This window comes from Stenotrophomonas maltophilia (assembly GCF_039555535.1).
In the GTDB taxonomy this organism is placed as follows: domain Bacteria; phylum Pseudomonadota; class Gammaproteobacteria; order Xanthomonadales; family Xanthomonadaceae; genus Stenotrophomonas; species Stenotrophomonas maltophilia_Q.
In genome coordinates, this window is record NZ_CP154630.1 from 3,197,759 (window position 1) to 3,224,135 (window position 26,377).

At 66.9% G+C, this 26,377-nt stretch carries 25 protein-coding genes and 3 tRNA genes; 6 read left to right on the forward strand and 22 right to left on the reverse strand.

The window, feature by feature from the left end:
* Positions 1-2: 2 nt before the first annotated feature.
* From uvrC to AASM09_RS14885, 11 genes are all read right to left on the reverse strand, one after another.
* Positions 3-1,847, reverse strand: a complete 1,845-nt coding sequence (gene uvrC / locus AASM09_RS14835) for an excinuclease ABC subunit UvrC (RefSeq protein WP_049432503.1) — start codon at positions 1,845-1,847, stop codon at positions 3-5.
* Positions 1,844-3,256 (reverse strand): nhl repeat protein, encoded by a 1,413-nt coding sequence (locus tag AASM09_RS14840; protein ID WP_049432506.1) that lies wholly within the window; start codon positions 3,254-3,256, stop codon positions 1,844-1,846. Before AASM09_RS14840 ends, uvrC begins: the two co-directional genes overlap by 4 nt.
* Positions 3,253-3,741 carry a low molecular weight protein-tyrosine-phosphatase gene (locus AASM09_RS14845; RefSeq protein ID WP_049432508.1) on the reverse strand — a complete coding sequence of 163 codons (489 nt, stop codon included), beginning with the start codon at positions 3,739-3,741 and terminating at the stop codon, positions 3,253-3,255. Before AASM09_RS14845 ends, AASM09_RS14840 begins: the two co-directional genes overlap by 4 nt.
* Positions 3,738-4,511, reverse strand: coding sequence for a 3-deoxy-manno-octulosonate cytidylyltransferase (gene kdsB / locus AASM09_RS14850; RefSeq protein ID WP_100443625.1), 774 nt, complete (start codon positions 4,509-4,511; stop codon positions 3,738-3,740). Before kdsB ends, AASM09_RS14845 begins: the two co-directional genes overlap by 4 nt.
* A gap of 74 nt (positions 4,512-4,585) precedes the next feature.
* A complete protein-coding gene (gene lpxK, locus AASM09_RS14855) occupies positions 4,586-5,605 on the reverse strand; it encodes a tetraacyldisaccharide 4'-kinase (protein WP_049432514.1) in 1,020 nt (339 codons plus the stop codon).
* Positions 5,605-7,353, reverse strand: a complete 1,749-nt coding sequence (msbA, locus tag AASM09_RS14860) for a lipid A export permease/ATP-binding protein MsbA (RefSeq protein WP_049432515.1) — start codon at positions 7,351-7,353, stop codon at positions 5,605-5,607. The genes lpxK and msbA overlap by 1 nt, the downstream gene beginning before the upstream one ends.
* Positions 7,350-7,772, reverse strand: coding sequence for an ExbD/TolR family protein (locus AASM09_RS14865; protein ID WP_004152323.1), 423 nt, complete (start codon positions 7,770-7,772; stop codon positions 7,350-7,352). Before AASM09_RS14865 ends, msbA begins: the two co-directional genes overlap by 4 nt.
* A 3-nt stretch (positions 7,773-7,775) precedes the next feature.
* Entirely contained in the window at positions 7,776-8,438 is a 663-nt protein-coding gene (locus AASM09_RS14870; protein WP_049432517.1) for a MotA/TolQ/ExbB proton channel family protein, read from the reverse strand.
* A 3-nt stretch (positions 8,439-8,441) separates the two neighbouring features.
* Entirely contained in the window at positions 8,442-10,841 is a 2,400-nt protein-coding gene (locus AASM09_RS14875) for a DNA internalization-related competence protein ComEC/Rec2 (RefSeq protein WP_049432519.1), read from the reverse strand.
* 59 nt (positions 10,842-10,900) lie between these two features.
* Entirely contained in the window at positions 10,901-12,244 is a 1,344-nt protein-coding gene (locus tag AASM09_RS14880; RefSeq protein ID WP_049432522.1) for a sensor histidine kinase, read from the reverse strand.
* A 1-nt stretch (position 12,245) separates the two neighbouring features.
* A complete protein-coding gene (locus AASM09_RS14885; protein WP_033833867.1) occupies positions 12,246-12,917 on the reverse strand; it encodes a response regulator transcription factor in 672 nt (223 codons plus the stop codon).
* 145 nt (positions 12,918-13,062) lie between these two features.
* Between AASM09_RS14885 and AASM09_RS14890 the strand changes: the two genes are divergently transcribed.
* The gene (locus AASM09_RS14890) at positions 13,063-13,830 is read left to right on the forward strand and encodes a MipA/OmpV family protein (protein ID WP_049432526.1); all 768 of its coding nucleotides are present in this window, start codon (positions 13,063-13,065) and stop codon (positions 13,828-13,830) included.
* A gap of 30 nt (positions 13,831-13,860) precedes the next feature.
* Positions 13,861-14,145, forward strand: a complete 285-nt coding sequence (locus AASM09_RS14895) for a hypothetical protein (RefSeq protein ID WP_049432529.1) — start codon at positions 13,861-13,863, stop codon at positions 14,143-14,145.
* A gap of 42 nt (positions 14,146-14,187) precedes the next feature.
* Here AASM09_RS14895 and AASM09_RS14900 read toward each other — a convergent pair whose 3' ends face one another.
* Positions 14,188-14,328: a hypothetical protein gene (locus AASM09_RS14900; protein WP_005408867.1), complete on the reverse strand. Its 141-nt coding sequence runs from the start codon at positions 14,326-14,328 to the stop codon at positions 14,188-14,190.
* Between the two features lie 162 nt (positions 14,329-14,490).
* On the opposite strand from AASM09_RS14900, the gene AASM09_RS14905 reads away from it, so the two are divergent.
* From AASM09_RS14905 to AASM09_RS14915, 3 genes are all read left to right on the forward strand, one after another.
* Complete coding sequence (locus AASM09_RS14905) at positions 14,491-15,060, forward strand: TlpA family protein disulfide reductase (RefSeq protein ID WP_049432533.1); 570 nt, start codon at positions 14,491-14,493, stop codon at positions 15,058-15,060.
* Positions 15,061-15,172: 112 nt separating this feature from the next.
* The gene (locus AASM09_RS14910; protein ID WP_005408865.1) at positions 15,173-15,361 is read left to right on the forward strand and encodes a hypothetical protein; all 189 of its coding nucleotides are present in this window, start codon (positions 15,173-15,175) and stop codon (positions 15,359-15,361) included.
* Positions 15,362-15,618: 257 nt separating this feature from the next.
* Complete coding sequence (locus AASM09_RS14915; RefSeq protein WP_100443626.1) at positions 15,619-15,939, forward strand: hypothetical protein; 321 nt, start codon at positions 15,619-15,621, stop codon at positions 15,937-15,939.
* A gap of 95 nt (positions 15,940-16,034) precedes the next feature.
* Here AASM09_RS14915 and AASM09_RS14920 read toward each other — a convergent pair.
* The 3 genes from AASM09_RS14920 to uvrB form a co-directional block, all read right to left on the reverse strand.
* Positions 16,035-16,109, reverse strand: a tRNA-Val gene (locus AASM09_RS14920).
* Between the two features lie 98 nt (positions 16,110-16,207).
* Positions 16,208-16,282 (reverse strand) — tRNA-Val (locus AASM09_RS14925).
* A 107-nt stretch (positions 16,283-16,389) separates the two neighbouring features.
* Positions 16,390-18,414 carry an excinuclease ABC subunit UvrB gene (uvrB, locus tag AASM09_RS14930; RefSeq protein WP_343368479.1) on the reverse strand — a complete coding sequence of 675 codons (2,025 nt, stop codon included), beginning with the start codon at positions 18,412-18,414 and terminating at the stop codon, positions 16,390-16,392.
* A 171-nt stretch (positions 18,415-18,585) separates the two neighbouring features.
* On the opposite strand from uvrB, the gene AASM09_RS14935 reads away from it, so the two are divergent.
* A complete protein-coding gene (locus AASM09_RS14935; RefSeq protein WP_049432598.1) occupies positions 18,586-19,080 on the forward strand; it encodes a GspH/FimT family protein in 495 nt (164 codons plus the stop codon).
* Between the two features lie 48 nt (positions 19,081-19,128).
* Here the strand turns inward: AASM09_RS14935 and AASM09_RS14940 are convergent.
* The 7 genes from AASM09_RS14940 to AASM09_RS14970 all read right to left on the reverse strand — a co-directional run bounded on the left by AASM09_RS14940 (position 19,129) and on the right by AASM09_RS14970 (position 26,222).
* A tRNA-Asn gene (locus tag AASM09_RS14940) sits at positions 19,129-19,205 on the reverse strand.
* A 47-nt stretch (positions 19,206-19,252) separates the two neighbouring features.
* Positions 19,253-19,678, reverse strand: a complete 426-nt coding sequence (locus tag AASM09_RS14945) for a type IV pilin protein (protein ID WP_049432588.1) — start codon at positions 19,676-19,678, stop codon at positions 19,253-19,255.
* A gap of 13 nt (positions 19,679-19,691) precedes the next feature.
* On the reverse strand, positions 19,692-23,507 hold the full coding sequence (locus AASM09_RS14950; protein WP_049432585.1) for a pilus assembly protein: 3,816 nt from the start codon (positions 23,505-23,507) through the stop codon (positions 19,692-19,694).
* A gap of 11 nt (positions 23,508-23,518) precedes the next feature.
* Positions 23,519-24,040 (reverse strand): pilus assembly PilX family protein, encoded by a 522-nt coding sequence (locus tag AASM09_RS14955; RefSeq protein ID WP_049432582.1) that lies wholly within the window; start codon positions 24,038-24,040, stop codon positions 23,519-23,521.
* A gap of 3 nt (positions 24,041-24,043) precedes the next feature.
* Complete coding sequence (locus AASM09_RS14960) at positions 24,044-25,213, reverse strand: PilW family protein (RefSeq protein WP_049432579.1); 1,170 nt, start codon at positions 25,211-25,213, stop codon at positions 24,044-24,046.
* Entirely contained in the window at positions 25,210-25,710 is a 501-nt protein-coding gene (gene pilV, locus AASM09_RS14965; RefSeq protein ID WP_005408857.1) for a type IV pilus modification protein PilV, read from the reverse strand. The genes AASM09_RS14960 and pilV overlap by 4 nt, the downstream gene beginning before the upstream one ends.
* A complete protein-coding gene (locus tag AASM09_RS14970) occupies positions 25,707-26,222 on the reverse strand; it encodes a pilus assembly FimT family protein (protein ID WP_049432576.1) in 516 nt (171 codons plus the stop codon). Before AASM09_RS14970 ends, pilV begins: the two co-directional genes overlap by 4 nt.
* Between the last annotated feature and the right edge of the window lie 155 nt (positions 26,223-26,377).

The following is a 26,377-nucleotide window of genomic DNA, read 5'->3' on the forward strand; positions in this document are numbered from 1 at the left end:
CTCTACTCGGCCGCATCAGGCGTGGCCAACCCGTGCAGGTTAGCGTAGATACGTGCCGCGAGGGCGTCATTGATGCCTTCCACCTTGGCGATTTCCGCTTCGCCAGCGGCTTTCAGGCCCACCAGGCCGCCGAAATGCTTGAGCAGGCTGGCACGGCGGCGCGGCCCGATGCCGGGGATGTCCTCCAGCTTGCTGGTCATCCGCGCCTTCTGGCGGCGGCCGCGGTGGCCGGTGATGGCGAAGCGGTGGGCCTCGTCGCGCACCTGCTGGATGAACTGCAGCGCCGGGTTGGCCGCGCCGGGGCGCAGCTCGCGGCCGTCGGGCATCACCAGCGCTTCGTGGCCGGCGCGGCGCTCCACGCCCTTGGCCACGCCCACCAGCAGAACGCCTTCCACGCCCAGGTCGGCCAGTGCGGCCTGCGCCTGTGCCAGCTGACCGGCGCCGCCGTCGATCAGCAGCACGTCCGGCAGCACACCCTGCTCTTCCACTGCACGGCGGAAGCGGCGGTCGATGGCCTGGCGCATGGCGGCGTAGTCATCGCCCGGCTCGATGCCGCTGATGTTGAAGCGGCGGTACTGCGCGCGCACCGGGCCGGCGGCATCGAACACCACGCACGACGCCACGGTGGCCTCGCCCAAGGTGTGGCTGATGTCGAAGCATTCCACGCGCTTGACCGGCTCGGCCAGGCCCAGCATGTCGCGCAGCGCATCGCTGCGCGCGTGCTGCGCATTGCGGCTGTTGAGTTCAGTGGCCAGCGTCAGCTGCGCGTTGCGGCTGGCCAGTTCCACGTAGCCGGCGCGCTCGCCGCGCACGTTCCACTTCAGCTGCACCTTGCGTTCGGCCGACGCGGACAGCGCGGCGACCAGCAGGTCGGCATCGGGAATCTCGCGGTCCAGCAGGATCTCGCGCGGCGGCTCGAATTCGATGTAGTACTGCGAGACGAACGCCGCCAGCACTTCCTCGGGGCTTTCCTCGCCATTGGTGCGCGGGAAGAACGGACGGGTGCCGAGGTTGCGGCCATCACGGAAGGCCAGCAGCAGCACGCAGGCCTGCGAGCCCTGCATGGCCACCGACAGCACGTCCAGGTCGGCGGCGCGGCCATCCACGTACTGGCGGGTCTGCATGCTGCGCAGCGAGGAGATCAGGTCACGCAGGCGCGCAGCCTGCTCGAATTCCAGTGCCTCGCTGGCGGCCTGCATCTGCTCGCCCAGCTCGCGGGTCAGCTCGTCGCTCTTGCCTTCCAGGAACAGCGCGGCGCGACGCACCGATTCGGCGTACTCGGCAGGCGCCACCAGCTCCACGCAGGGCGCGCTGCAGCGGCCGATCTGGTATTGCAGGCACGGCCGCGAGCGGTTGCGGAACACGCTGTCCTCGCAGCTGCGCAGCTTGAACAGCTTGTGCATCAGGTTAAGGGTTTCGCGCACCGCAGTGACGCCGGGATACGGCCCGAAATAGCGCCCGGGAATGGCGCGCGGGCCGCGATGCAGGGCGATGCGCGGCCAGTCCTCGCGGGTCAGCAGCACATGCGGATAGGTCTTGTCGTCGCGCAGCGAGACGTTGTAACGCGGCGACAGCGACTTGATCAGCTGGTTTTCCAGCAGCAGCGCCTCGGCCTCCGAGCGCGTCACGGTCACGTCCATGCGCGTGATCTGCGAGATCATCGACATGATCCGCGCATTCTTCGGGCTGCCGTTGAAATAGCTGCCGACGCGGTTGCGCAACGCACGCGCCTTGCCGACATACAGCAGCGTGTCGTCGGCGGCGTACATGCGGTACACGCCGGGGGCGGTGCTGAGCTGGGCCGCGAAGGCCTTGCCGTCGAAGGCCGGGGCGGGAACGTCGGTCATTCGCTGATCGATACTTCGCTGAGCACGCCACTGTCGGGATCGAAACGCAGCACGGCGTGGGCGTCGGTCTCAGCGATCCACACCGCGCCTGCACCCACCGTCAGGCCGGCCGGGCCATGCAGGCGCCGCGGCAGCGGCTGGGTGGTCAACTCACCGCCGCCGAGGCGCAACGTGCGCAGGCGGCCGTTGCCGGTGTCGGCAATCCACAGCAGCGGCGCATCCGGACTGAGCGCGATCGCCTGTGGGAACTGCAGGCTGGCCTGCGCGCGCGGGCCATCTTCGTCACCGAAACGCCAGGGACCCTGCCCGACCAGCGTCTGCACCAGATCCCCGCGCAGCTGCAGTGCACGGATCGAGGAGCCCAGCGCATCGGCCACGTACAGCACCTGCTGCACCACGGCGAGTGCAGTCGGTTGTGCGAATGCGGCCAGGTGGCCGCTGCCATCACGCTCGTCGATGGCACCGCTGCCGGCGCGCCACTGCAGGCTGCGCTGACCCAGGTGGTAGCTCCAGATGCGGTTGTCGCCGGCCATGGCGATGTGCAGCTGGTTGTCGGCGATGGCCAGGCCGACCGGGTGGTCCAGCGAGACCTGCCGCGCCTGCACGACTGGGCCCTCCACCGGCGCGCCGGGGCGGCCATTGCCGCACAGCGTGTCGACGATGCCGGTCAGCAGGTTGATGCGGCGCACGGCATGGTTGCCGGTGTCGGCCACGTACAGCGCATCGCGCTCCAGCACCAGCGCCTGCGGGCGATGGAACGCCGCTTCGGCGAGGTTGCCGTCCATGAAATCGGCCGTCCCCAGCCCGAATTGGCGCAGGATGCGCCCGCCGTGGCTGCATTCGAGGATGCGGTGATGGCCACTGTCGGCGATGTACAGGCGTTCGGTGCTGACCGCCAGGCCCAGCGGGAAACGCAGTGCCTGGCGCGGCTCCGGATGCAGCTCGGCACCGCCGCGCGGCGGTGCCGACGGCGCACCGTGGCACAGCGCATTCAACGCACGCTCCAGGTCTCCCGGAGCACCCAGCCCGACCAGCCGTTGCTGTTCGCGACCCTGCGCGTCCAGCAGGACCACGGTCGGCCACGATGTAATGCCGAAGCGACGCCAGCCATCCCAGTCGGCATCGAGCAGGACCGGCATTGACAGCCCCTGGCGACGCAGCAGTTTCAGTGCGGCGCCGGCGTCACGCTCGAAATCGAAGCGGGGTACCTGCAACACCAGTGGCTGCAGCATGCCAGGGTGACGCGACAGCCATTGGCCGAATTCGGCCAGGCGCTGCGCGCTCCAGGCAGAAGCGGCGTTGACGAACAACAGGGCCACCGGCCGACCGCGCAGTTCGGTCAGGGTGCAGGGGGCGGCATTGAGCCAGGTGGCGAACTCGGGCAGGTCCGGGACGGGCTGGACGTTCATGGCCCGATTATGCCGGAGTCGGCGTCATGCAACAGTCGTGCCACTGCACGTTTTGCAGCATTGTCGACCAGCGTCCAGACCTGTTCAAAGTGATCGCTGCCGCCGGTGTAGGGATCCGGGATGGCCACCTGCCCCTCCCCGCCCGACCAGGGCAGGTACAGCGCCAGCCGCTCACGCTGGGCAGGTGCCACCAAGCGTCCCGCATCCCGCAGGTTCGCCTCGTCGGCGCACAGGATCCAGTCGAAACGGTCGAAATCCGAGGCGTGCAGCTGGCGCGCACGCAGGCCGCCGATGTCCACGCCGTGCCCGGCCGCGCAGGCGATCGCGCGCCGGTCCGGCGGCTCGCCGACATGCCAGTCGCCGGTGCCGGCCGAATCCACCTGCACCCGCCCCGCCAGCGGTGAAGCGTCCAGGCGTGCGCGCAGCGCACCTTCGGCCATCGGCGAACGGCAGATGTTGCCGAGGCAGACGACCAGCAGCCTCATCGCGCGGCCAGCGTCTGCAGCAACGCTTCGGCACGCTCCAGGTCCTCGGGCGTGTCGATACCCGGCGGGAACGGCTCCGGCGAGATCGCCACGCTGATCGGGTAACCCGCCTCCAGCACACGCAGCTGCTCCAGCGATTCGACCTGCTCCAGCTGGCCCGGTGGCATCGCGGCGAACTGCTGCAGGAAACCGGCGCGGTAGCCGTAGATGCCGATGTGGCGCAGCCAGGCATGGCCTTCCGGCAGCGCGTCGCGGCTGCGCGCGAAGCCATCGCGGTGCCAGGCGATCGGTGCACGGCTGAAGTACATCGCCTCCTTGCGTGCGTTGCGTACCAGCTTCACCACGTTCGGGTCGAACAGGGTCTGCGCGTCCTCGACGGTCGTGGCCAGGGTCGACATGGGCGAGCTGCCGCCGACCAACGCTTCGGCCACCGCACGGATGCCGGCCGCAGGCGCGAACGGTTCGTCGCCCTGCAGGTTGACCACTACGGTGTCGTCGGCCCAGCCGGCGATGCGTGCGCACTCGGCCAGGCGGTCGGTACCAGAGGCATGCGAGGTGGCGGTCATCGCGACCTTCACCTCGGCCAGCCCGGACAGCGCGTCGGCAATGCGTTGATCGTCGGTAGCAACCCATACCTCGCCAGCGCCGGCCTGCAGCGCGCGGCGCGCCACGTGCAGCACCAGCGGCTCACCGCCCAGCAGGCGCAGCGGCTTGCCCGGCAGGCGAGAGGCGGCATAGCGGGCCGGAATGGCGACAACGAATTCAGTCATGGGGCGATACTCGGCAGGCTCATTACAACGGGGGTGCGGCCGGCGGCGCGTGAATGCAAGCGCCGCCGCGCCACTCAGTTCGGTCGCAGCTTGTCCAGGCGGTCAGTCAGCGCCACCCAGAACGCAGCAGGCAGTTCGGCACGCAACGGCACCGCGTAATGCCAATCGTTGCCGAACGCGCGGCATTTCACTGCGTCCTTCTCGGTCATCAGCACCGGCAGCTGGCTACCGAAGGACAGATCCTGCGGCTGGTAGGCCTGGTGGTCGGCGAAGGCATGCGGGACCACGCCGATGCCACGCGCGCGCAGCATGTCGAAGAAGCGCTGTGGATGGGCGATGCCCGCCACCGCATGAACACGCTGGCCCTTGAAGTACGACAACGGGCGCGCGCGGCCACCGGCCAACGGCTGCGCACTGTCGATGTGCAGGGCCATCGGCCACTGGCCGAAACCGCAGGCCTGGGCCGCGGTTTCCTCATCGGCCTGGCCCAGGTTGACCACACGGAAATCGCATTCGCCGGCACGGCTGACCGGCTCGCGCAGCGGTCCGGCGGGAATCATCCGGCCGTTGCCGTAGCGCCGCTGGGCATCGACCACTTCGATCTCGATGTCGCGCGCCAGCCGGTAGTGCTGCAGGCCGTCATCGCAGACGATCACATCGCAGCCGGCCTGGATCAGTGCCTTGCCTGCGGCCACGCGGTCGGCGTCCACGCGCACCGGTACGCCGGTCTTCCAGGCGATCAGCACCGGTTCGTCACCGCCCTTGGCAGTTGGCGTGTCGGCCTGCACCCACAGCGGCTTGTCGGCGTCTTCGCGGCCATAGCCACGGCTGGCGACGCCCGGCTTCCAGCCGGCCGCGCGCAGGCGCTCGACCAGGGCGATGGTCAGCGGTGTCTTGCCGGTGCCACCGGCGGTGATGTTGCCGACCACGATGACCGGCACCGGCAGCGTGTAGCGCTTGCGCCAGCCGCGCCGATAAGCGCGGCGACGCAGCGCGGTGACGCCGGCATACAACGGTGCCAGCAGGCGCATCGCCCACGGAACCGGGCTGCCGTCGTACCAGTACGGCGGGGTCTGGGTACCCTTGCCAGCCATCAGTCCTGCCTTTCGCGGAACTGCATGCTGTGCAGATGCTGGTACAGGCCACCCATGGCAAGCAGCTCCTTGTGGGTGCCCCGTTCAACGATGCGGCCGTGGTCCATCACCAGCACCAGGTCGGCATGCTCGATGGTCGACAGGCGGTGCGCGATCACCAGCGTGGTGCGTTCGGGCATCAGGCGCTGCAGCGCGTCCTGCACCAGTCGCTCGGATTCGTTGTCCAGCGCGGCGGTGGCTTCGTCGAGGATCAGGATCGGCGCGTCACGCAGGATCGCGCGGGCGATCGCCAGGCGCTGGCGCTGGCCGCCGGACAGCAGCGCGCCATTCTCGCCGACCGGGGTCTGCAGCTGCTGCGGCATGCGCGCGATGAACTCCCACGCATTGGCTGCTTCGGCCGCCGCACGGATCTGCTCCTCGCTCGCTTCCATGCCATAGGCGATGTTGGCCGCGATGGTGTCATCGAACAGCATGACCTTCTGCCCGACCATCGCCACCTGCCGACGCAGGTCGGCCAACGGATAGTCATCCAGCGCGACGCCATCGAGGGTGATCACACCACCGCTGGGCTCATAGAAGCGCGGCACCAGCCGGATCAGGCTGGTCTTGCCACTGCCGGAACGACCCACAATGGCGGTGACCGTACCCGGCTTGGCCACGAAACTGATGTCGTCCAGGGCGATGCCGCTGTCCTCGCGGTAGCGCAGCATGACGTGGTCGAAGGCCAGCTCGCCACGCACGCGCTGCACGTTGTTGCGGCCCTCGTCACGCTCCACCTGCATGTCGAGGATGCCGAACAGGCGCTCTGCGGCGGCCACGCCGCGCGAAATCGAGGTCTGCACGCTGGTCAGGCGGCGCAGCGAAGGAATGATGGCCATCATCGAGGTCATCAGGCCCATGAACTGGCCGGCATTGAGGCGGCCGGCCAGCGCTTCGCGGGTCGATACCCAGACGATCACCGCCAGCGCCAGTGCGGCCAGGAACTGCACCACGCTGGACGCCGCCGCTCGGGTGACTTCCACCTTCATGTTCAGCGCCAGCATGCGGTTGGCCAGGCGCGAATAGCGCGAGATCTCATGCTGCTGGGTGCCGTGCACCTTCACTTCCTGCTGTGCCGCCAGCGACTGTTCGGCGGTCTGCGCCATCGACCCCATGCCGTCCTGGATACCGCGGCTGATGCGGCGGTAGCGCTTGCCCACGTAGGACACGATCACGCCGATCAGCGGCACCACCACCAGCATGGCCACGGTGACCTTGACGCTCATCTGCAGCATTACCGCCAGCATGGCGATGATGGTCAGGGTGTCGGCGACCACGGTCTTGAGTGCGTCGGCACTGGCCTGGGTGACCTGTTCGGTGTCGAAGTTCAGGCGGCTGACCATCACCGGCGTCGCTTCGGTATCGAAGTGCGAGGACGGCAGGTGCAGGTACTTGGCCAGCACCTGTTCGCGCAGGTCGCGCACCACGCTGCGGCCGGTCTTGGCCAGCGCATAGTCGCTCACCCAGGTGGCGAGGCTGCGCATCAGGAACAGGCCGAGGATGGTCAGCGGCAGGATCACCGCCATGCGCGGTTCCGGGTTGACGAAACCACGGTTGACCAGCGGCTCCATCAACTTTGTGAAGTGGTAGCCCGCCAGGGCTTCGACCACCATGGCGATGACCGCGGCCACCATGAACACCCAGTAGGCGCGGGTGTACCCCAGCAGGCGTTTGTAGATCGGCCACACCGGCGCGTGATTGGAACTCATGGACGCACCTCGGGTGCTGTTGCAATGGCAATACGGCGGAAGCCGAGCTGACCCAGCGCGTCCTGCGCGGTCACCACAGCCTGGTAGGGAGTGCGTGCGTCGGCGCGCAGCAGCACGGTCTGCTCGCGATCGCTGCCGGCCACGGCGGCGATGGTCTGCTTGACCGACTCGACGTCGCTGCGCAGCACTTCCTGGTCATTGATGAAGTAGCGGCCTTCGGCGTTGATCAGCACGCTGAGCGAGCGTGGCGGCTCGTTGGTCTGCTGCTGGCTGGCGGTCGGCAGCTGCACCTGCAGCGTCGAACGCGCGTCGAAGGTGGTGGTGACCACGAAAAAGATGATCAGCACCAGGATGACGTCGATCAGCGGCACCAGGTCGATATGCGGCTCATCCTGGGATCGGTCGTTGCCGATACGCATCGATCAGGCCTTCGCCGTGGCGGCGCCGGCCTGGCGCGCGGCCGGGGCCGGGTTCATCACCCCGGGGCGGCCGTCGAGCGTATCCAGCAGGGCACTGGCTTCCTGCTCCATCTCCACCACGTAGCCGTGGATGCGGCCCTTGAAGTAGCGATGGAACATCAGCGCCGGGATCGCCACGATCATGCCGGTGGCGGTGCACACCAGCGCCTTGCCGATGCCGCCGGCCAGCTGGTTCACATCGCCCACGCCGTGGTCGAGGATGCCCAGGAACATCTGGATCATGCCGATCACCGTGCCGAGCAGGCCCAGCAGCGGGCCCGCCGAGGCAATGGTGCCCAGTGCGTTCAGGAATCGCTCCATGCGGTGCACCAGGTGGCGGCCGGTGTCTTCGATGCGCTCGCGGATCTGGTCGCGCGGGCGGTTGCGGGCTTCCAATGCGGCAGCCAGCAGCGCCCCCAGCGGCGAGTTCGCCCGCAGGGTCTGCAGGTGGGCAGGGTCGAGCTTGCCGCGAGCGGCCCAGTTGCGCACTTCCTGGCCGAGGCCGGGCGGCAGCACTTCAGTCCGCCGAAGGGACCAGAAACGCTCCAGGATGATCGCCAAAGCCAGTACGCCCAACAGCAGCAGCGGCACCATCGGCCAGCCACCGGCCTTGACCAGTTCCCACACGTTTCAACCCTCCGGCCCAACGGCCGCTTGTTCGATCGGCGATAGGATAGCAGCCGACCGCGCCCGCCCAGCGGCATCCCACCACCGGGATGCATGGATGCGCTGTTCACGCAGCTGCAGGCCTTGTGCGCCAAGCCATACGCGGATCGCCCCGGAGTCGGCCGTGGCCAGCACTTCCGCGCCTTGCGCCTGCCAGCGCTGGACCACCTCCTGGCGCGGGTGGCCGAAGCGGTTCCGGTGCCCGGCCGAGACCACCGCCAGCCGCGGCGCCACCGCCGCAACCCACGGCGCACTGGAGCTGCCGCCGCTGCCATGGTGCGGCACCAGTACCACGTCCGCCTTCAGCGCGTGCGGATACGCCTGCAGCAGCGCCCCCTCGGCCGGTCGACCAATATCGCCGGGAAGCAGCACCACGCCGTGGCGGCTGGCAATGCGCAGCACGCAGCTGTCTTCGTTTTCGGCCTGCCGGCTGCCCGGCGCGGGGTGCAGGACCTGGAAATCGACCCCATCCCACTGCCAGCGCATCCCCTGCTGGCACGGGGCAGCCCCGGCGATGGTGCTGCCGGGCGGCGCCAGCAGTTGCAGCCCGGCCAGCTGCCGGCGCAGGCCGGGCAGGCTGCCGATGTGATCCAGGTGGTCATGGCTGAGCATCGCCTGCTGCGGTGGCCCCTGACCGAGCGCACGCAACGCCGGAACCAGGATCCGCTCGTTGCCGTCACCACCGGTCGGCGGTCCAACGTCGTACCAGAGCGCGTGCCGGGCCGTGCGCACCAGCACCGCCGTGCCCTGGCCCACATCGTGCACCAGCAGCTCCAGCTCGCCGTCGGCAGGGGCATGCCGTGCCGGCCACAGCAGTGGCAGGCACAGCAGCAGGCCAGCAAGGCCACCGCCGGCACCGCGCGGCAGCAGCCACCAGAACACGCCCAGCAAGGCCACCGGTACCGCCCAGCGTGGCGCCTCGGCCAGCCACCACATCGCCTGCGGATGCAACGCCAACGGCTGCAGGGCCTCCCAGCTGAGCTGGAACAGCCAGGCCGCGGCGCGCCAGGCCCAACGCCCCGCGCCGTCATGCAGCACGTGCAGGCCGGTACCGAGCAGCGACAGCGGAACAACCAGCATCGTCCACCACGGGATGATCGGCAGATTGACCAGCGGCCCCAGCCGCGCGGTCCCGCCAAACAGCGCAACGCACAGCGGCAGCAGGCCGAGGCTGGCAACACCCTGCGCGGCAAGGAACCCGCGCAGCCCACCACCGATGCCCTCCGGCCCCGTCCTCGGCAGGCACCAGAGCAGCCACAGCACGCCGCCGAAGCTCAGCCAGAATCCAGCCGAGAGCACCGACAGCGGCGCCGGCAGCAGCATCACCATCGCGGCCAACGCCAGCCCCTGCCCTGCACCGACCGGGCGACGTCCGGCCCTGGCCAGTGCGACCAGCCCGATCATCAACGCCGCGCGCACCGTCGGCAGTGCACCACCCGCAGCTACCGCATAGGTGGCTGCGGCAAGCGCCGCTCCACATGCGGCGGCCTGCGGCCGTGGCCAGTACCGTCCCAGCAGCGGGCACAGCCACCACGACAGGCGGCACAGCAGCACGCCGAAGCCCGCGACCACGCCCACGTGGAAACCGGAAATGGCGACCAGATGGGTCAGGCCCAACGCGCGCAGGTGTTCCCAGTCGGCATCGGACAGGCCACGGGTATCGCCCAGTGCCAGCGCCTGCACGAACCGTGCGGCAGGATGTGCCACCTGCACGGCGATCGCGGCACTGCTGCGTTCCCGCCAGGCCTGCAGGCCCTGCGCCGGCAGCCACTCGCGTGCACTTGCCGGATCACGCACCGAGGCATTGCCGGAGATGCCCCGCAGCACGGCGTGGCGCTCGCCATCGAAGCCACCGGGATTGATCCGTGAACGCGGCGCCCGCACGCGCAACGACAGTTCCCAGTACGCCCCGGCGCGAACCCCACGGCGTCCAGCATCCGGACCACCTTGCGGAGGCCCGCGCCACGGATCGTTCCAGGTCACCTGCAGGCGCTTGCCACGCAGCGATCGCAGGGCTTCGGCATCTTCCACATGCAGCACGAAACGCGTGTAGCCGGGCCCCTGCTGCGGAAGGTCGGCAACCCGGCCCCGCACCTGCACGTCCTGCGGCGGCGCGCCGGGCGCAAGTTGGCCGTGCAGGACCCAGTGCCCGTGCAGTGTGGCCCATGCCAGGCCGAGCAGGGTCGCGGCCCACGCACGGCCGCGCCAGCGCAACAGCCAGCCGCTGGCGCCGGCGACCGCCATCGGCGCACTCAGCCAAAGCGGCAGCAACACCGGCATCTGCACGCAGGCCAGCGCCCCCAGCACCAGGCCTGCGGCGCAGCCAAAGCCAAACAGGGCCGGGGCGGAGCGATCGGGAACCATTCCCCCAGCCTGCCGCTGGAGGTGGCAGGCTGCCTATCGGGCCTTTCCCCGTGTGCCTGTCAGCGCCGTACGGTACCGCGGTGGAAATTGACCCTGAAGCTGGCGCCGCCGCCCGCCGCTTCACCGACGCTGACCGAGCCACCGTGGTGCTGCACGATTTCCTTCACCAGGTGCAGGCCCAGGCCACTGCCGCTGCCGGCTGCACGCAGGCGGTGGAAGGGCTCGAAGATCGCTTCGCGGTCACCGACCGGAATGCCGGCGCCCTGGTCGCTGACCTCCAGCAGGCCGCGTGCATCCAGGCGCACGCAGATGATGCCGCGCCCGCCACCATGGACGATGGCGTTGTGCACCAGGTTGGCGATCACCCGCCCCAGCGCCAGGCTGTCGCCATGGATCCACACGGGCGACTCCGGCGCATCCACCTCGAAGCCATAACCGGCGCCGACCACCAGCGGTGCCAGATCGGCGGCCGCCTCGCGCACCAGCAACGCCAGGTCCAGCCGCTGCAGCGCGCCGACATTGCGGTCGAGCCGCTGCAGGTCGAGCAGGTGCTCGGCCACGTTGCCGAGGCGGGCGACATCGGTCAGCAACTGCGATTTCAGTTCACCCTGCGGCAGCTGCGAGAGGCGCGCCTGCACTACCGCGATCGGCACGCGCAGCTCATGCGCGGCATCGGCGAGGAATTTGTCGCGTGCTGCATAGCCCTGCTGCACCTTGTCGATCGCATCGTTGAACGCTTCCACCAGTGGTGCGACCTCGGTCGACACCAGCTGCGCATCCAGGCGCGCGCCCGGCTGGCCGATGTCCAGTTCCTTGGCCTGCTGCGCGGAGCGGCGCACGCCGCGCATCGCGCGATGGATCACCGTCGGCATCACAAGCAGCGTGACCACGATCAACGGCAGGAAGAACCACAGGCCGATCAGGCGCAGCACCATCAGCGCGCCATCCAGCAACCCGCCCTTTGGAGCGCCACCGACCATCACCGTGATGCGGCGCCCCTCTTCGTTGCGGATCATCACCCGCGCCACATCCAAGTACGGCGGCACCAGCGAACCAAGTTCGGTCGCGCCCAGCGTCGGCAACCGCGCCAGCAGCGGCGCGTGGATCGCCGGAATCGTGCCGCGCTCCAGCCAGGCACCCTTGTCGTCGACTGCCGCGAACCAGAGGTTGCCGCCTGCACTGGCATCGAGCTTTTCCCAGCGCGCCTGGTCCAGCACCAGCCGGCCACCCTCACTGTGCACCGCCTTGGCCACTGCCTCGGCCATGAACATGTCCATGCCCCAGGTGTCCTTGTCACCCCAGGTCAGGATCAACGCGACCACCGCGAACAGCACGGTGAAGGCCTGTGCAAGGAACAGGCGCCAGGCCAGGCCCAGGGTGATGGAGCGGATCGGACGTGCCATCTCAGGCCTCCGCCAGCAGGTAGCCGACACCGCGGATCACATGGATCTCCACGCCGGCCCCCGCCTGTTGCAGCGCCTTGCGCAGCTTGGAGATATGCGCATCCAGTGCATTGGACTGGATCTCGTCATCGAAGCCGTACACTGCTGCCTCCAGCGCACTGCGGGTGACGGTGCGTCCCTGCCGCATCGCCAGCGCCTGCAGCACCAGCACCTGCCGCCGCGGCAGCGCCAGCAGCTGGCCATCGACCTGCGCCTGCAGCGATTCGAAATCGAATTCCAGCCGGCCCAGTCGCAGGCTGGGTGTCACCATCGCAGAGGGCCGCCGCGACACCGCACGGATGCGCGCCATCAGTTCCTCGATCGCCACCGGCTTGACCAGGTAGTCATCGGCGCCGACATCCAGGCCCTCGACCTTGTCCGACAGCGTGCCCTTGGCAGTCAGCATGATCACCGCCAGGTTCGGGCGCAGGGCCCGCGCAACGGCAACGAAGCCCGCGCCATCGCCATCAGGCAACTGGCGGTCGAGCAGCATCAGCTGGTGCACGGGTTCGCGCAGCGCGATGGCGGCTTCGGCCAGGCAACCAACCACATCGGCGACCACGCCCTGCCGCTCCAGTCCCGATTGCAGGGCTCGGGACAGATCAGGATCGTCTTCGACCAGGAGGATGCGCATCGGGGGCTCGGCTTCCGGAAACGGTGCCGATCATAGTGCCTGGCGCCCACTTTTTCCGCTTCGGCCTGCCGGATGCGCCGACGCAATGTTCTGACAATGTTGCTCCCCCACCATGCGCAGCCATCCCCTGCAAAGTCGCTGATCGATGCCGTTACTGTCCCCGACCCTGCTGCGCCCGCTGCTGTTCTCCGCTGCCTTCGGCCTGCCGGTGTTCGCGCAGGCCGCCGACCGCAACCCGGGCGTGCAGGCCGGCATGAGTGCTGGCGCAACCTCGGGCGCGTATGCGCACTACGACGTCAAGCCGCTGGTGGTCCCGTCCATTGCCTGGCAGGGCCAGCGCTTCTTCGCAAGCCCCGGCTCGCTGGGGATGTATCTGTACAAGGGCCAGGGCCTGCGCCTTTCGACGGCGGTCACGCCCTACACGCTGCGCTTCAAGACCGATGACGTGAATGATCCGCAGCTGCGCCGCCTGCACAGCCGGCAGATGTCGGCCATGGCCGGCATCAACGGCGAATACAGCGCCGACTGGGGCATCGTCGAAGCCGGGGTGATGCGTGAGATCACCGGCCACGGCGGCGGTTTCGAATCGCGCCTGCACTACAGCTATCAGATCCAGGCCGGCCGCTTCACCTGGCTCCCCAAGGTGGGCGTGGTGCACTCCAGCGCACGCTTGCTGGATTACTACTACGGCATCAGCGATGAGGAAGCGTTGCGCTCCGGACTGGCCGCCTACCAGCCGGGCAGCACGACATCGCCAAGCCTGCAGATCGCCGTCAGCACGCCCCTGGGCACGAAGTGGCGCGCGACCGGTGTGGTTGCCAACCAGTGGTTCGGCGATGCAGTGAAGGACAGCCCGATGGCACGACGCGGCACCCAGTCGTCGGCCTTCATTTCCCTGATGCGCTCGTTCTGAACGAGCGCCCGCTACGGACAAGGACCCCCCATGGCCTCCGTCTCCCCCACCTCCGAAGCACACGCGATCCTGCGAGCCCCCGATCTGGACAGCGCCGAGCGCGCCTACCTTGGGCTGATGCCCGACCTTGAGCACGTGAGCGCGCTTGCACGCCGCGCGCTCGGCCAGTCGCGCGTTGCCGACGCGGCCCGGGGATACGCGCTGTCGATGACTCTGGTCGGGCTGCGCCTGCAGGAACTGGAGATGGGCGAGGCCAGCGCGAAAGAGCATCGGCAGGCCACCCTGCGCAGCCTGCGCCAGGCCTTCAGCGCCTGAGCGCAGGCCATCGGCAACGATGCTGCAGTGCCGCGCACCCGCTCAGCGGAACGTGGTCCAGGCCAGCACAGCGGACAACAGGGCGACCCAGATTACTGCCTTGAACGTACCTTCCAGCATGTTGCCGCCGAACAGCAGTTCAAAGAACGGATTGGGCCTGGAAACCGGCACATGATCGCTCATCGGTGAAAGATCCTGGTGATGGGTGGAGGGTATGCACGCATGCCTGCGCGGGCATCACTCTAGTACAGGCCCGTCATCGGTGGATGTGCCGAGAACATCCGCTTAACACCCTGCGCGCCAGTTCGGGTATGTTCGACCCAACGCTGCGTTCAAGGATGATCGATGCTCAAGCGCGCCTTGTTCCCTGTTGTCGCCCTGCTGCTGTCCGTGCTGGTCATCGCGCTCGGATGGCAGAACCGCCATCTGCGACAGATCAACGAGCAGATGGCCACTCAGCTTCAGGACATGCGCCTTGAAGCACACGGCCTCGAGCTGGGCAGTCGCCCGGATGCACTGTCGCTGCGCACCACGCAGCAGACCTTCGTCGATATCGGCGGTGCGCGCGACGTTCCGCAGATCCTCTATTTCTTCTCCACCGCATGCCGCTACTGCCTGGCCTCGGTACCGCAGCTGCAGCAGATCGCCGCGGCCCGCGGCAACAGCGAACTGGTCGGTGTCGGCCTGCCGCCATACGACCGGCTGGCGGACTACGCCGGCAAGCATGCACTGCGCTTCCCGATCGCCATCGACAACGAAGCCGCTGCGTCCACGCGCTATCGCGCCACTGTCACGCCGATGCTGATGGTGCTGGCCGCCGATGGCCGCGTTGCCTACAAGCATGTCGGGCAGCTCGACGCCCAGGTCGTGCAGGCCGCCGTCGCGTCGCTCGCGCCGAAGCCGGCGCTGCCCTGATCCCGCATGCCGCGCATCACGTCGCGGCGCCCTGTTACTGCATTCGCGCCACAACCGGCACTCCCGTGCCTTCGGCAACTGCAACTCCACAACGCCAACCAAGGAGATACACATGATCGGAAAGAAAGTGCTTTCGTCCGTCGCCGGTATCGTCGTTGTCGCGGCCATGGCCTTCGGCGCCAGCCAGGCCTTCGCCGTCTCGCCCAAGACCGGATATGCACCGGGCTGCGAACCGCACCCGCAGTGCCCGTTCGGCAACGCGGGCAAGCACGGCCAGCTGCTGTGCTGCGACCCGCTGTAACCGGATCCGTGCATGGGGTCGGCATCGCTGACCTGCCACACCCGCCGCGGAGCTGAGCCAGCGCCGCGGCCATGACCGGGCCACCCCGCAGTGGCCCACCACGCCGGGCCGCCGTGATGCGCGGCCCGGCACTTCCCGGCCCGGATTCATCCTTCCCGCATCGACTTGGCGCACGCTTTACCGGCTTTCGTCGCATACCGGTTTCACAGCGCAGGGGGCAGTGCCACGCTGGACTCCCTTCTCCGGAGCACCGTGCCATGCCGATGCTTGCCCTGCTGCTGTTGTGCGCTGGCCTGTTCGGCCGCGATGCCGACGCCGGGGATGCCTCCCTGCGCAGCCAGATCCTGCAGGCCGACGCCGGGCGTGCGGGCATGCCCCCGGCACATGAGCCGACGGCCCTGCAGTTGTTCCGGTTGCGCCAGGACCGCGTGCTGCGGGTGGGCAACCAGCGCCCGCCTGCGGGCGGCCAGCAGCATCAGGCCGGTTCAGCACGTTTCGCGCAGGTCTGGGAACGCGTGGACGGCCACTGGCGACTGCAGCGCATGATCAGCATCGACGAATGGGTTGCCCAGCGCTGACGCTCGGGCACCGGTAACCATCGCAAACGAAAAAGCCGGCCCAGGGCCGGCTTTCATCGTGATCCACCGCTGCACCGGCAGTGCCGGGAGCCAGGTGGTGGGCGGTACAGGGTTCGAACCTGTGACCCCTACCATGTCAAGGTAGTGCTCTACCGCTGAGCTAACCGCCCATCTTGTTCTTGCCGCCCGAAAGCTGGCCCTGCTACGTAAAAACCCGGCGCCAGGGCCGGGCTCTTCAGTTCACGACAGCCCCCTTCCGGAGACTTCGTGGTGGGCGGTACAGGGTTCGAACCTGTGACCCCTACCATGTCAAGGTAGTGCTCTACCGCTGAGCTAACCGCCCGTTTTTGCTTCTGAACGTCCGCGATTGCGTCGGTGCAGGCCGCGTATATTACGGATGCCGGCCGTGAAGCGCAACACTTTTGTGAAGAAGATGCTGCACCGCCGCGTTCAGCCCAGACTCGCTTCCTTCAGCTGCCGGATCTGGTCACGCACGCGTGCGGCATCCTCGAATTCCAGGTCCTTGGCGTGCTGGTACATCTGCTGTTCCAGCGCCTTCAGACGGGCCGCCAGCTGGGCCGGGCCGAGCGAGCGGTAATCGGCTCCGTCCTCGGCAACACCCGCCCTGCCCTTGCCCTTGCCCTTCTTGGCTTCCTTCTCCGCCGCATCCGAACGCGCACCTTCGAGGACGTCGACGATCGGGCGCGCCACCGAGCGCGGCACGATGCCATGTTCTTCGTTGTACTCGACCTGCTTGGCGCGGCGGCGGTCGGTCTCGTCGATCGCTGCCTGCATCGAGCGGGTCACCTTGTCCGCATACAGGATCGCCTTGCCTCGCACATTGCGGGCGGCGCGGCCGATGGTCTGGATCAGCGAGCCGGTGGAGCGCAGGAAGCCTTCCTTGTCGGCGTCGAGGATTGCCACCAGCGACACCTCGGGCATGTCCAGGCCCTCGCGCAGCAGGTTGATGCCCACCAGCACATCGAACTTGCCCAGGCGCAGGTCGCGGATGATCTCCACGCGCTCGACCGTGTCCACGTCCGAGTGCAGGTAGCGCACGCGGATGCCGTGTTCGGTCAGGTATTCGGTGAGGTTCTCGGCCATGCGCTTGGTCAGCGTGGTGACCAGCACACGGTCACCGGCCTTGATGCGCGCGTTGGCCTCGCTCATCAGGTCGTCGACCTGGGTGCCCACCGGGCGGATTTCCACCACCGGATCGATCAGGCCTGTCGGGCGCACCACCAGCTCGGTGATCTCGTCGCCGGCCTCGCGGTACTCATACGGGCCCGGCGTGGCGGACACGTAGATCGCGCGCGGGCAACGCTCCTCCCACTCCTCGAAACGCAGCGGCCGGTTGTCCAGCGCCGACGGCAGGCGGAAGCCGAACTCGACCAGGGTCTCCTTGCGCGAACGATCGCCCTTGAACATGGCACCAATCTGCGGAATGGTCACGTGCGATTCGTCGATGACCAGCAGCGCGTCCGGCGGCAGGTAGTCGAACAGCGTCGGCGGCGGCTCGCCGGCATTCTTGCCGGTCAGGTGCCGCGAGTAGTTCTCGATACCATTGCAGAACCCGACTTCGGCCATCATCTCGATGTCGAACTGGGTGCGCTGCGCCAGGCGCTGCGCCTCGACCAGCTTGTTTTCCGCATACAACTGCTCAAGCCGTTCCTTCAACTCCACCTTGATGGTTTCCACCGCGGCCAGCACGCGCTCGCGGGTGGTGGCGTAGTGGGTCTTGGGGTAGACAGTGAACCGCTGCATGTTGCGCATCGTCTCACCGGTGAGCGGGTCGAACAGGGTGATCTTCTCGACCTCGCCGTCGAACAGCTCGATGCGCAGCGCTTCGCTGTCCGACTCGGCAGGGAACACGTCGATCACTTCGCCACGCACGCGGAACGTGCCACGCTGAAGCTCGTACTCGTTGCGCGTGTACTGCAGCTGGGTCAGGTGATTGATCAGGTCGCGCTGGTCGATGCGCTCGCTCTTGGACAGGATCAGGCGCAGCGACAGATAGTCCTCGGGCGCACCCAGGCCATAAATCGCCGACACCGTGGCAACCACGATCGCATCCGGGCGCGACAGCAGGGTCTTGGTCGCGGCCAGCCGCATCTGCTCGATGTGCTCGTTGATCGAACTGTCCTTCTCGATGAAGGTGTCCGACGAAGGCACGTAGGCCTCCGGCTGGTAGTAATCGTAGTAGCTGACGAAGTACTCGACCGCGTTGTGCGGGAAGAACGCCTTGAACTCACCATACAGCTGCGCCGCCAGCGTCTTGTTCGGCGCCATGATCAGCGTCGGCTTCTGAACGTTCTGGATGACGTTGGCGATGGTGTAGGTCTTGCCCGAGCCGGTGACGCCCAGCAGGGTCTGCTTGGCGATGCCCGCTTCGAAGTTGCTGGTCAGCTTCGCGATGGCATCAGGCTGGTCGCCCGCCGGCGAATACGGCGAGACGAGTTCGAAACGGTCGCTCATGGTGTTGCCAGTTCCCGGGGAGGACAAGTATACGGGGCAAGGGGTGACGGCCAGCTGAGGGGTTTCCGGGCAGGCTGGCGCGGCGGTGCCTGATGGCGGCGCTGCTGCCGGGGCGCGAGGCTTGAAGCCATGCACCACATCCCCCGTCCCAATCGTTCGGCGCTACGCGGCATGCACCTGGTCGAGATGCTGGTGGTGATCGCCGTCCTTGCCGTCCTGGTGGCCGCGGGTTGGCCCGCGCTGCATCCGCTGCTGTTGCGGCATCGCGCCGACGCCCTGCAACTGGCCCTGCATGCCAGTCTCTCCAGCGCCCGAAGCGAAGCTCTGAAGCGCCGCGAATTGATCGGGCTGTGCGCCAGCGACGACGGTGAGCAGTGCTCACGCGACTGGAGCGCCGGCTGGATCATCTATCGCAGCGGCAGGCATCGGGGGACACCGGCATCCGCCGAGGACATCCTGACCCACCACCAGGGCCGGACCGACATCGCAATCGTCGCCCAGGCCAGCAGTGGACGGCCGTTGCTGTTCTTCCAGCCTGATGGGCGCAGTCCCGGCGCCAATCTCACACTACGCATCTGCGCAGGAAACCGGCTGCATGGCAGGTTGGTCATCAACAATGGCGGCCGTATCCGCAGCGAGCGTGTCGACCGCACCCTCCCCTGCTGACGGGCCAAAAAGACAAAAGCCGCGATTTCTCGCGGCTTTTGCAGTATCTGGCGCCCGAAGTTGGACTCGAACCAACGACCCCCTGATTAACAGTCAAGTGCTCTAACCGGCTGAGCTATTCGGGCGGGGAGGCGCATTGTACTGGGCGATCAGAGGAAGATCAACACCTGATTTACCAGCAATCGGAAACCGTGCCGCTGGCCGTTTTGCGGTTGGCCTGGTCCACGCCCAGCGTCCCGCAGCTGTCCTTGGTCTGGTTGCCCTGGGGCGTCGCCGTCAGCGTGAACGAGGACGCCTTGCCATCGAAGGTGATCGCGTAGCGTGTGGTCCCGCCCTCGCGCGGCGACACCTTGCTGGGCAGCGCGAAGCCCGAATAGGTGTTGTTCACCGAGTAGTAGCGCTCAGCACGCTGCGCGTACTCCACCAGGTCCGCCTTGGCCACGCCCCGGTGCGACTGGCGGATGTACTGCTGGTACGACGGAACGACAATCGCCGCCAGGATGCCGAGCACGATCACCACGATCATCAATTCGATGAGGGAGAAACCGTGCTGCTTGCCGGGACGACGCAGGGTACTGGAAAGAGTGTTCAGGCTCATGGGAATGTCTTCGTTACTGGATCTGGCGCCAGGATTGGCGACCGCAGGGATAAGGCACGTACATCGTCGGAGCACCCGCCACGTTGACCGCCATCCAGCAGGCGCGCCCGCCTCGATCGGCACCCTTTGCCAGGCGCGGCATCACCGAGACATTGACGTCCTTCACCGGTGCGGTGCCGCCGGTGTCGAGACTGACGCCGGCCGTGCCCGCTCCGTAGGGCGTGCCGGTAATGGACCCGACCCGCGCCTGCTCCAGCGATGCAACACCCGAGATCGGATTGAGGCCAAACAGCCAGTTGCTTCCCTCGGTCGAACAGCCACGGCCACCCGCGGTGGGCATGTAGGTCGGCATGAACACCGTTCCCGACGCCACGGCAGGATTACCAACAAAGCGTTCACCTGCGCCGGGCAATGCAATGCTCCACCCGCGCGCCGCCCCGGAGAAGGGCGTGGCCGTGACCGTGCGCAACTTGTTGGTGGTGGTCACCGTATAGGCCAGCAGATTGGCGGGCACGATCGTGGCCTCCGGCTGGTCCTTGCTGGTGTCGTTGACACCGTACAGCGACTGCGCGGTGAGATCCTGCGGATCATTGTCGAAGGAGAAGCTGCCGGTACCCAGCACCAGCATCACGCCACCACCCGGTCCGGTCACGGCGGTCATGCCGCCGGTAATCGGCTGGCGGTACACCTGGTTGTTGTTGTTGGTCTGGCGCGCCGTGGTGAACACCGGCGTGGTGACCGAGGTCGCCGTGCTTTCCAGGTCGAACTTCCACAGCGCGCCGCGCTGGTCGGCCGCATAGATCGTGTCCGCCAGGCCGTCGCGGCCACGTACACGCCCCGTCCCGCCGGCGCTGTCGGCGCGCCAACGGTCGACGGCCACGATGTTGCCCAGGCCGTTGTCACCGGCAGGTGCAGTCGCCGCGGCCTCGGTAGCAGTGATCATCCGCACCGCGCCCGATCCCAGGTCGACCACGAAGAGCACGGCCTTGCGGCTGAGGCTGTTGTAACCGTTGCCGAAGATCGCTTTCCACGCCACCCCGGTCCCTTCCTTCACCGGCACGATCACCGGCTTGCCAAGGACATGGCCGATATTCGCCTTCACGGTGCTATCGAGCCCCGGCGCCACGTCACTGATTTCCCACAGGCGATTGCCGGTACCGAAGCTGGATGGCGTGGTGACATCCAGCGCGAACACCGAGCGCCCACCGGCGCCCGCCGTACCAACCAGCGCCGTGGCCCAGTTGCCACCGATCTGTGCGTCCGCCACCGCGATCGGTCCATCCACGTAGTAGCGATGACGGAAGCGCTGGTCGGACTTGTTGGCCGCCACGTAGGGATACAGCAGGTTGGCCATGTGGCCCAGCGCAGTTCCAGGGATGTAGGCGAAGGTCTCGCTGCCACCGGCACTGTCACTCACGCCGCTGCCGTTCATGCCACCGTCGAAGGCATGCAGCATGCCGTCGTTGGCACCGACATAGACCATGTAGCGGCCGTTGTTGCGCTTGCGGGTCAGATACGTGGCATACGAGGTCGCCATCGCGGTGCTGATGCGCTGGTAGCCATAGTCGTCGCGGGGCGAACTGATCACCGGGCTGGAGTTGACGATGTCGCCCAGCACGGTGGTACGGGTGCGATAGATGCCCCCCGAGTTGCGTACTTCGCGTGATGCGTCGCCGCGCAGATAGGCCATGGCCGTGGCGATGTCGCCGCCCAGCTTTTCAGCCTCGGTCGCAGAACAGCGCGCAATACCGGGATACTGCTTCTCGTCCTTGTTGCAGAGATCGGTGAAGGCGATGTTGGTGCTGCTGAAGTCAACTGCAGCATTGCCCTTGGTGGCGACGATGGTGCGCGAACGCTGCGCGCCCAGTTTCTCTGCCGCTTCCCACACCTGCGTGTACTCGGTCTGCTGCGTCTTGTCGTTCACCGCGAGCTTGGATGCCTTCAGGCGGCTGAACCAATCGGTTTCCTCGTTGGCCACTTCGAACTGGGGCGTGACCGCCAGCGACCCGGTACCGATACGCGCGCCGGTCAGGCCCTGGCTGCCCGAAGGCGCTGGCCCGGAGGTGACCGACGACAGCACCCGGCGCATGGCCGTGGTGATGTCTGCTGGAGTACGCGCGTTGATGTACTCACCACGGGTATTGGTCGCGGCGTGCCAGATGTCATCCACGGTGCTGGGATTGTTGTTCTGACGTGGCGGCCAGTTGTTGTAGATGGCCGAATCGGTATACGGATTCTGCTGTTTGTCCGGATCGAACAGGTTGCCACGTGCACCCAGGGTGATCCCGTAGAAGTTGATGTGCAGGTCCTTGTTGCAGTCCAGCGACTTGTCGGTACTGGTCGCACACTGCTCCGGCACCGGCACATTGCCCTTGGGCATCGCGGTATCGGTGCGCAATGGATTGACGTAGTAATACGCCGCGATATCAGCCATCGTATCCGAGTTGCTGTCCGAGAACGGGGCGCCCATTGCCTTGTCGATGTTGCCCGGGGCGGGCGCCAAGGATGTCGGCAGGCTGTTGCCATTGTTGCTGTAGCCATCGGTGAACAGCATCACCGCGTTTTTCTGGCAGGAAAGCTTGATGGGGGCATTGTCATCGGTCCGCATGAACTGCAGGCCGGCCGCATTGACCGCATGCCGATTGGGCGTACCGCCATTGGCGGTCAACGCAATCATGTCGCTGTACAGTTTCGCTTTCTGCGTGATCAGGCTCATGTCCTGGATCGCCAGACGCTTCGCATCATCGGACGAGCTGTTGTACTTCTGGAACTCGTTGATCTTGAAGTAGCCGACATACATGTCGTTGACGTTCATCGCATGCGTCATGCCCGCGATCATCGCGCGGTTTCGGTTGCCGTAGTAGGAGTACCAGTTGGCGAAATTCTGGAGCGCGGCCGCATCACCGGACGCGATGACATACTTCCACATGTCACACCCCGTGCCACAGGCACCCGCAATCCTGGTACGGGTGACGCCGGCATATGCATTGGTCGCCCCCGGCAGCTGGGGCCGGGGATCAGCATCACTGCTGTAGGGCATGAAGAACGTTGCCGGAACATACCTCAGGGATGCGTAACCCGCCGAAGTCCAGCTTCGGCCATTGCCATTGTCGTTCTCGGCGCCGAATGCATACGTTACGTTCCCCCAGCGATCCTCGTTTCGGGTCACATTCGCATAGGCCTGCCCCTTGGGCGCAACCATGCCCTTCTGCATCCGTTGGACATCCCAACTGGATCTACCCAGGTAGCTCGCAGCAAGCGACAGCGAATTACCCGTGTCACGCGGATCAATGAGGGTGGCTGCCGTATTGGCCTGCGGATAGGACACGACCTCTTCCTTGACGACGTTCAGCCAAGGCTCGTACTTGATGTTCGGATCGTAGTACGCCGGGTTGTAGGCGGCCGATCGCGCGAACCCGAATACGTCCAGCGCGGGAATGCCGCTGTTGTCGTTGATTCGGGCGCCTGGCAGTACATAGAAGTAGTCGCACTCCCCCGCGCCATAGATGGGATTGTCATAGCGATCGTAGCCACTGATGATGTCATCAACGGTGTTCAGTACACCCTTGGATCTGAAGAAGCTCTGCCGCGCATAGTTCCAGCACGCCGTACCATCCTGCCCCGGGAACTGGGTCTGGAAGGTCATCGAACCCGAATCGTCCACCGCCATGATGAATGACGGCGGCGCGGAGACCTTCAGGTTCATCGGGTGCTGCGACAACGTGCCCTGCGCCTGCGCGGCGAACAGGTTCATCGCAAGCCAGGTGCCGCCAGCCACCGCCAGCAACAGCCCGGAGCCGGCCAGGATCTTGATCTTTCGGGTCGCCATGACCGGGTTCCTCAAAGCTTGAAAACAGTGTCGACAGCCGCCGAGGAAGTACCCTCGTTGCTGGTGGCGGCATCGCGATCGGAGCCGAACGCGGTGATCTGGTAGACGCGGGTGGGCTCTTCGCTTTCCGGCGTGCCCATGCCCAGCGTCGATTCGCCCTGGATGCAGGCGTCGATACGGCGCACGCTGACCACCGGCGCCGCCGACAGTTTCTGCTCACCCACCCAGCGGGTGGGATCGAAGCCGTCATCGCAGATGCGCTTGATGGCGTCAGCCTTCAACGCGCCGCCATCGCCGGTATTGTTGTCGATCTCCTCGATCGACCGCTCGGCATCGCGTACCGCTCGTTCGCTGGCCTGGAACGCCACGTTGGCGGCCCGGTAGTTGGAGGACATGCGCTCCTGCATGCTCGCCACCTGCATGCCGACCACGCCGATCAGCGACAGCAGGATCAACAGCATCAGGGCCACGTACAGCACCGCACCGCGCTGTTGCGTACGCCCCTGGAATCTACGGGAGACGGAGGGCTTCATGGGTCAGTTCCCGAACAGTCGGTTGCGCAGTGCCACGGACACCTCGTAGGAGGCACGGTAGCGATCGTCGTAGGTCGTGGGCGGATTGAAGCCAACGCCGAGCACGCCCAGCTGGGCCACCGCCGTATTGGCCTGCTCGGCCGCGGCCCGCTGCGGGCTGCGCACCAGCAGTCCGAACTGCACCAGGCCAACCCGCCGCCACGCAGCGACAGCGGCGGCATCGGTACCGGTGCTGACCCCGCTGGCAGTCTTCTGGAAGGCGATTACTCCGGTGGGCGGCGCGGTGCTGCTGATTGCCGTCTCGGTATCTTGGCCGTAGAGGAACTGCAGGCTCTCAATGCCCTCCACCAGCTCCTCACCGGTGCCGAACGTGTTGTCGCCAGCGCCACGCGCGCGGTACAGCGCGGGTTCGCCTGCGGTATTGGTGGCCACGTAGTACGCCATCGATTCCACCCGATAGACCATGGTCACCGCGTTGTTGGCCGAATACGCCGAGAGATCGGCTTTGCTGGCCGTGATCGTGCTGTCGGCGATTTTCCCGGCGAACACATCCACCTTGCTGCAATCGGCCACGGCAAACGCCGAGGGCGTGGTGACGGCACCGGCCGACAGTCGGGCCGCCGCGTCCTTGGCGATCGTGATGTCCGGTGAATTACCGGAACCGATGGACAGCACCGGCGAGCCTTCCGGCGCCAGGTAGCGCATCACGATGATGTCGCTGCCACCCAGCGGTTTGGGCTTCAGATTGGTGATCGCCGACGGCGTGCTGCCGGCAGCTCCCCAGCTTGCGCCGAGGGTCAGCTTGTTGCCAGGCGCAGTACCCTGCGCCTCGTAACCCTGGATCGGCACCGAGAAGTCCATCGGGCTGCCATCACCCGACTTCACGCCGGCAATGTTGACCTTGACACTGTCCTGGGCGCGCACCAGGTGCGCCTGGTCGTTCACGCAGCCCATGTGCCCGGCCATCCGAATGTCGCGCTCGAGGAACTCCAGTGCGAATCGAGCGTTTTCCTGGGTGCGCGCGACGCCTTCGGAGAGCTGCGAGGCCGCCCGCGAAGCCATGAAGATCTGGGTCACGCCCAGCATCAGCACCAGGCCGATGACCAGCGAGATCAGCAGTTCCACCAGCGAGAGGCCAGCCGCATGGCTGGCAGCGGAAGGCGCGCGCTTCATAGACGGGTAACCAGGGTGAACGTGGTGATGCTGTCGGGATTGGCTGCGTTCCATCGCTCGTCTCCCCAGCCGATGCCCACCGTGACCAGGCCATCATTGACGGTCACGTTGGCGCTGGCCTTGCCTCCCAGCACCTTGACCACCTGGCATTGCCAGCGCGCCACGTTCGCCTTGGAGGCTGTCACGTCGGCACTGTTGGGCCAGGTGCAGGGGCCAGCCGGCGCGGTGACCGAGCCGGCGGTGAAGGAGGCCTTGGTGTATTCGCCACCGTTGAGGGTTTCGCTGCGCTGCACGCGCATCAGCTCGATCAGATCGTAGGCCAGGCTGGTGGCCTGGGTGCGCTGGCTGGCGCTCTGCACGAACCGCACGTTCATGGTCTGCAGCAGCGCAAAGCCAAGCAGGCCGAACGCCAGCACCAGCAGCGCGATCAGCACCTCGATCAGGCTGAAGCCACGACTGCGGGCAGGCCCGCCCATGCCGGAACGACGACGTTTCATTTGCAGGTCCCTGCGGTGGAGCGGACCTGGCCCGAGAACAGGACGGTCAGGGTCCGCATGGGGTCACCCGCCTTGCAGCCTTGCGGCACCAGGCTCACGACCTGGTCGGCGGACGCGCGGCGGCGCCCCTGGGAGTCGAAGGAGATGACGGTTGGACTGGGAGCCTCGACCGCCAGGCTGCTGCTGCCCTTGGAGAAGCGCAGCACGCTTTCGCTGCCGCTGACGGCGCCATCGCCATCGGCGTCGCCCCAGGCCAGCATGCCCTTGCTCCAGTCGCCATCGCAGGACGTGCCATTGCTGCTGCCGCACACCCCGCCACCATGGCGGTTGCGGATGGCCTCGCTGCGGGCGAGCGACAACAGGCCGATCACCTCGTTGTTGGTGGTGGTCAGGCGGTTCGAGCGCATCGCGGTGCGGAAACTGGGATAGGAGATGCTGGCCAGAATGACCAGGATGACCAGCGTGATCATCAACTCGACCAGTGTGAAGCCGTTTTGCCGGCGCAAAGACATTGGACGCTCCCCAGCGTGTTGATGGCCACGATGGGCCATCGCCCTGCCACCGGCAAGCGGCGGCAGGATGAACGGTCAATCCAGGGCGACGGGCGTCAAAGCCTTGACGACCCGCCCCGCCCCACTCCGGCCGGCGCGATCCCCATCGCGCCGGC

Bases quoted from the DNA above. Each gene is read 5' to 3' on its own strand.
- uvrC (WP_049432503.1), bottom strand. From the start codon at position 1,847: ATGACCGACGTTCCCGCCCCGGCCTTCGACGGCAAGGCCTTCGCGGCC.
- AASM09_RS14840 (WP_049432506.1), bottom strand. From the start codon at position 3,256: ATGAACGTCCAGCCCGTCCCGGACCTGCCCGAGTTCGCCACCTGGCTC.
- AASM09_RS14845 (WP_049432508.1), bottom strand. From the start codon at position 3,741: ATGAGGCTGCTGGTCGTCTGCCTCGGCAACATCTGCCGTTCGCCGATG.
- kdsB (WP_100443625.1), bottom strand. From the start codon at position 4,511: ATGACTGAATTCGTTGTCGCCATTCCGGCCCGCTATGCCGCCTCTCGC.
- lpxK (WP_049432514.1), bottom strand. From the start codon at position 5,605: ATGGCTGGCAAGGGTACCCAGACCCCGCCGTACTGGTACGACGGCAGC.
- msbA (WP_049432515.1), bottom strand. From the start codon at position 7,353: ATGAGTTCCAATCACGCGCCGGTGTGGCCGATCTACAAACGCCTGCTG.
- AASM09_RS14865 (WP_004152323.1), bottom strand. From the start codon at position 7,772: ATGCGTATCGGCAACGACCGATCCCAGGATGAGCCGCATATCGACCTG.
- AASM09_RS14875 (WP_049432519.1), bottom strand. From the start codon at position 10,841: ATGGTTCCCGATCGCTCCGCCCCGGCCCTGTTTGGCTTTGGCTGCGCC.
- AASM09_RS14880 (WP_049432522.1), bottom strand. From the start codon at position 12,244: ATGGCACGTCCGATCCGCTCCATCACCCTGGGCCTGGCCTGGCGCCTG.
- AASM09_RS14885 (WP_033833867.1), bottom strand. From the start codon at position 12,917: ATGCGCATCCTCCTGGTCGAAGACGATCCTGATCTGTCCCGAGCCCTG.
- AASM09_RS14890 (WP_049432526.1), top strand. From the start codon at position 13,063: ATGCCGTTACTGTCCCCGACCCTGCTGCGCCCGCTGCTGTTCTCCGCT.
- AASM09_RS14895 (WP_049432529.1), top strand. From the start codon at position 13,861: ATGGCCTCCGTCTCCCCCACCTCCGAAGCACACGCGATCCTGCGAGCC.
- AASM09_RS14900 (WP_005408867.1), bottom strand. From the start codon at position 14,328: ATGAGCGATCATGTGCCGGTTTCCAGGCCCAATCCGTTCTTTGAACTG.
- AASM09_RS14905 (WP_049432533.1), top strand. From the start codon at position 14,491: ATGCTCAAGCGCGCCTTGTTCCCTGTTGTCGCCCTGCTGCTGTCCGTG.
- AASM09_RS14910 (WP_005408865.1), top strand. From the start codon at position 15,173: ATGATCGGAAAGAAAGTGCTTTCGTCCGTCGCCGGTATCGTCGTTGTC.
- AASM09_RS14915 (WP_100443626.1), top strand. From the start codon at position 15,619: ATGCCGATGCTTGCCCTGCTGCTGTTGTGCGCTGGCCTGTTCGGCCGC.
- uvrB (WP_343368479.1), bottom strand. From the start codon at position 18,414: ATGAGCGACCGTTTCGAACTCGTCTCGCCGTATTCGCCGGCGGGCGAC.
- AASM09_RS14935 (WP_049432598.1), top strand. From the start codon at position 18,586: ATGCACCTGGTCGAGATGCTGGTGGTGATCGCCGTCCTTGCCGTCCTG.
- AASM09_RS14945 (WP_049432588.1), bottom strand. From the start codon at position 19,678: ATGAGCCTGAACACTCTTTCCAGTACCCTGCGTCGTCCCGGCAAGCAG.
- AASM09_RS14950 (WP_049432585.1), bottom strand. From the start codon at position 23,507: ATGGCGACCCGAAAGATCAAGATCCTGGCCGGCTCCGGGCTGTTGCTG.
- AASM09_RS14955 (WP_049432582.1), bottom strand. From the start codon at position 24,040: ATGAAGCCCTCCGTCTCCCGTAGATTCCAGGGGCGTACGCAACAGCGC.
- AASM09_RS14960 (WP_049432579.1), bottom strand. From the start codon at position 25,213: ATGAAGCGCGCGCCTTCCGCTGCCAGCCATGCGGCTGGCCTCTCGCTG.
- pilV (WP_005408857.1), bottom strand. From the start codon at position 25,710: ATGAAACGTCGTCGTTCCGGCATGGGCGGGCCTGCCCGCAGTCGTGGC.
- AASM09_RS14970 (WP_049432576.1), bottom strand. From the start codon at position 26,222: ATGTCTTTGCGCCGGCAAAACGGCTTCACACTGGTCGAGTTGATGATC.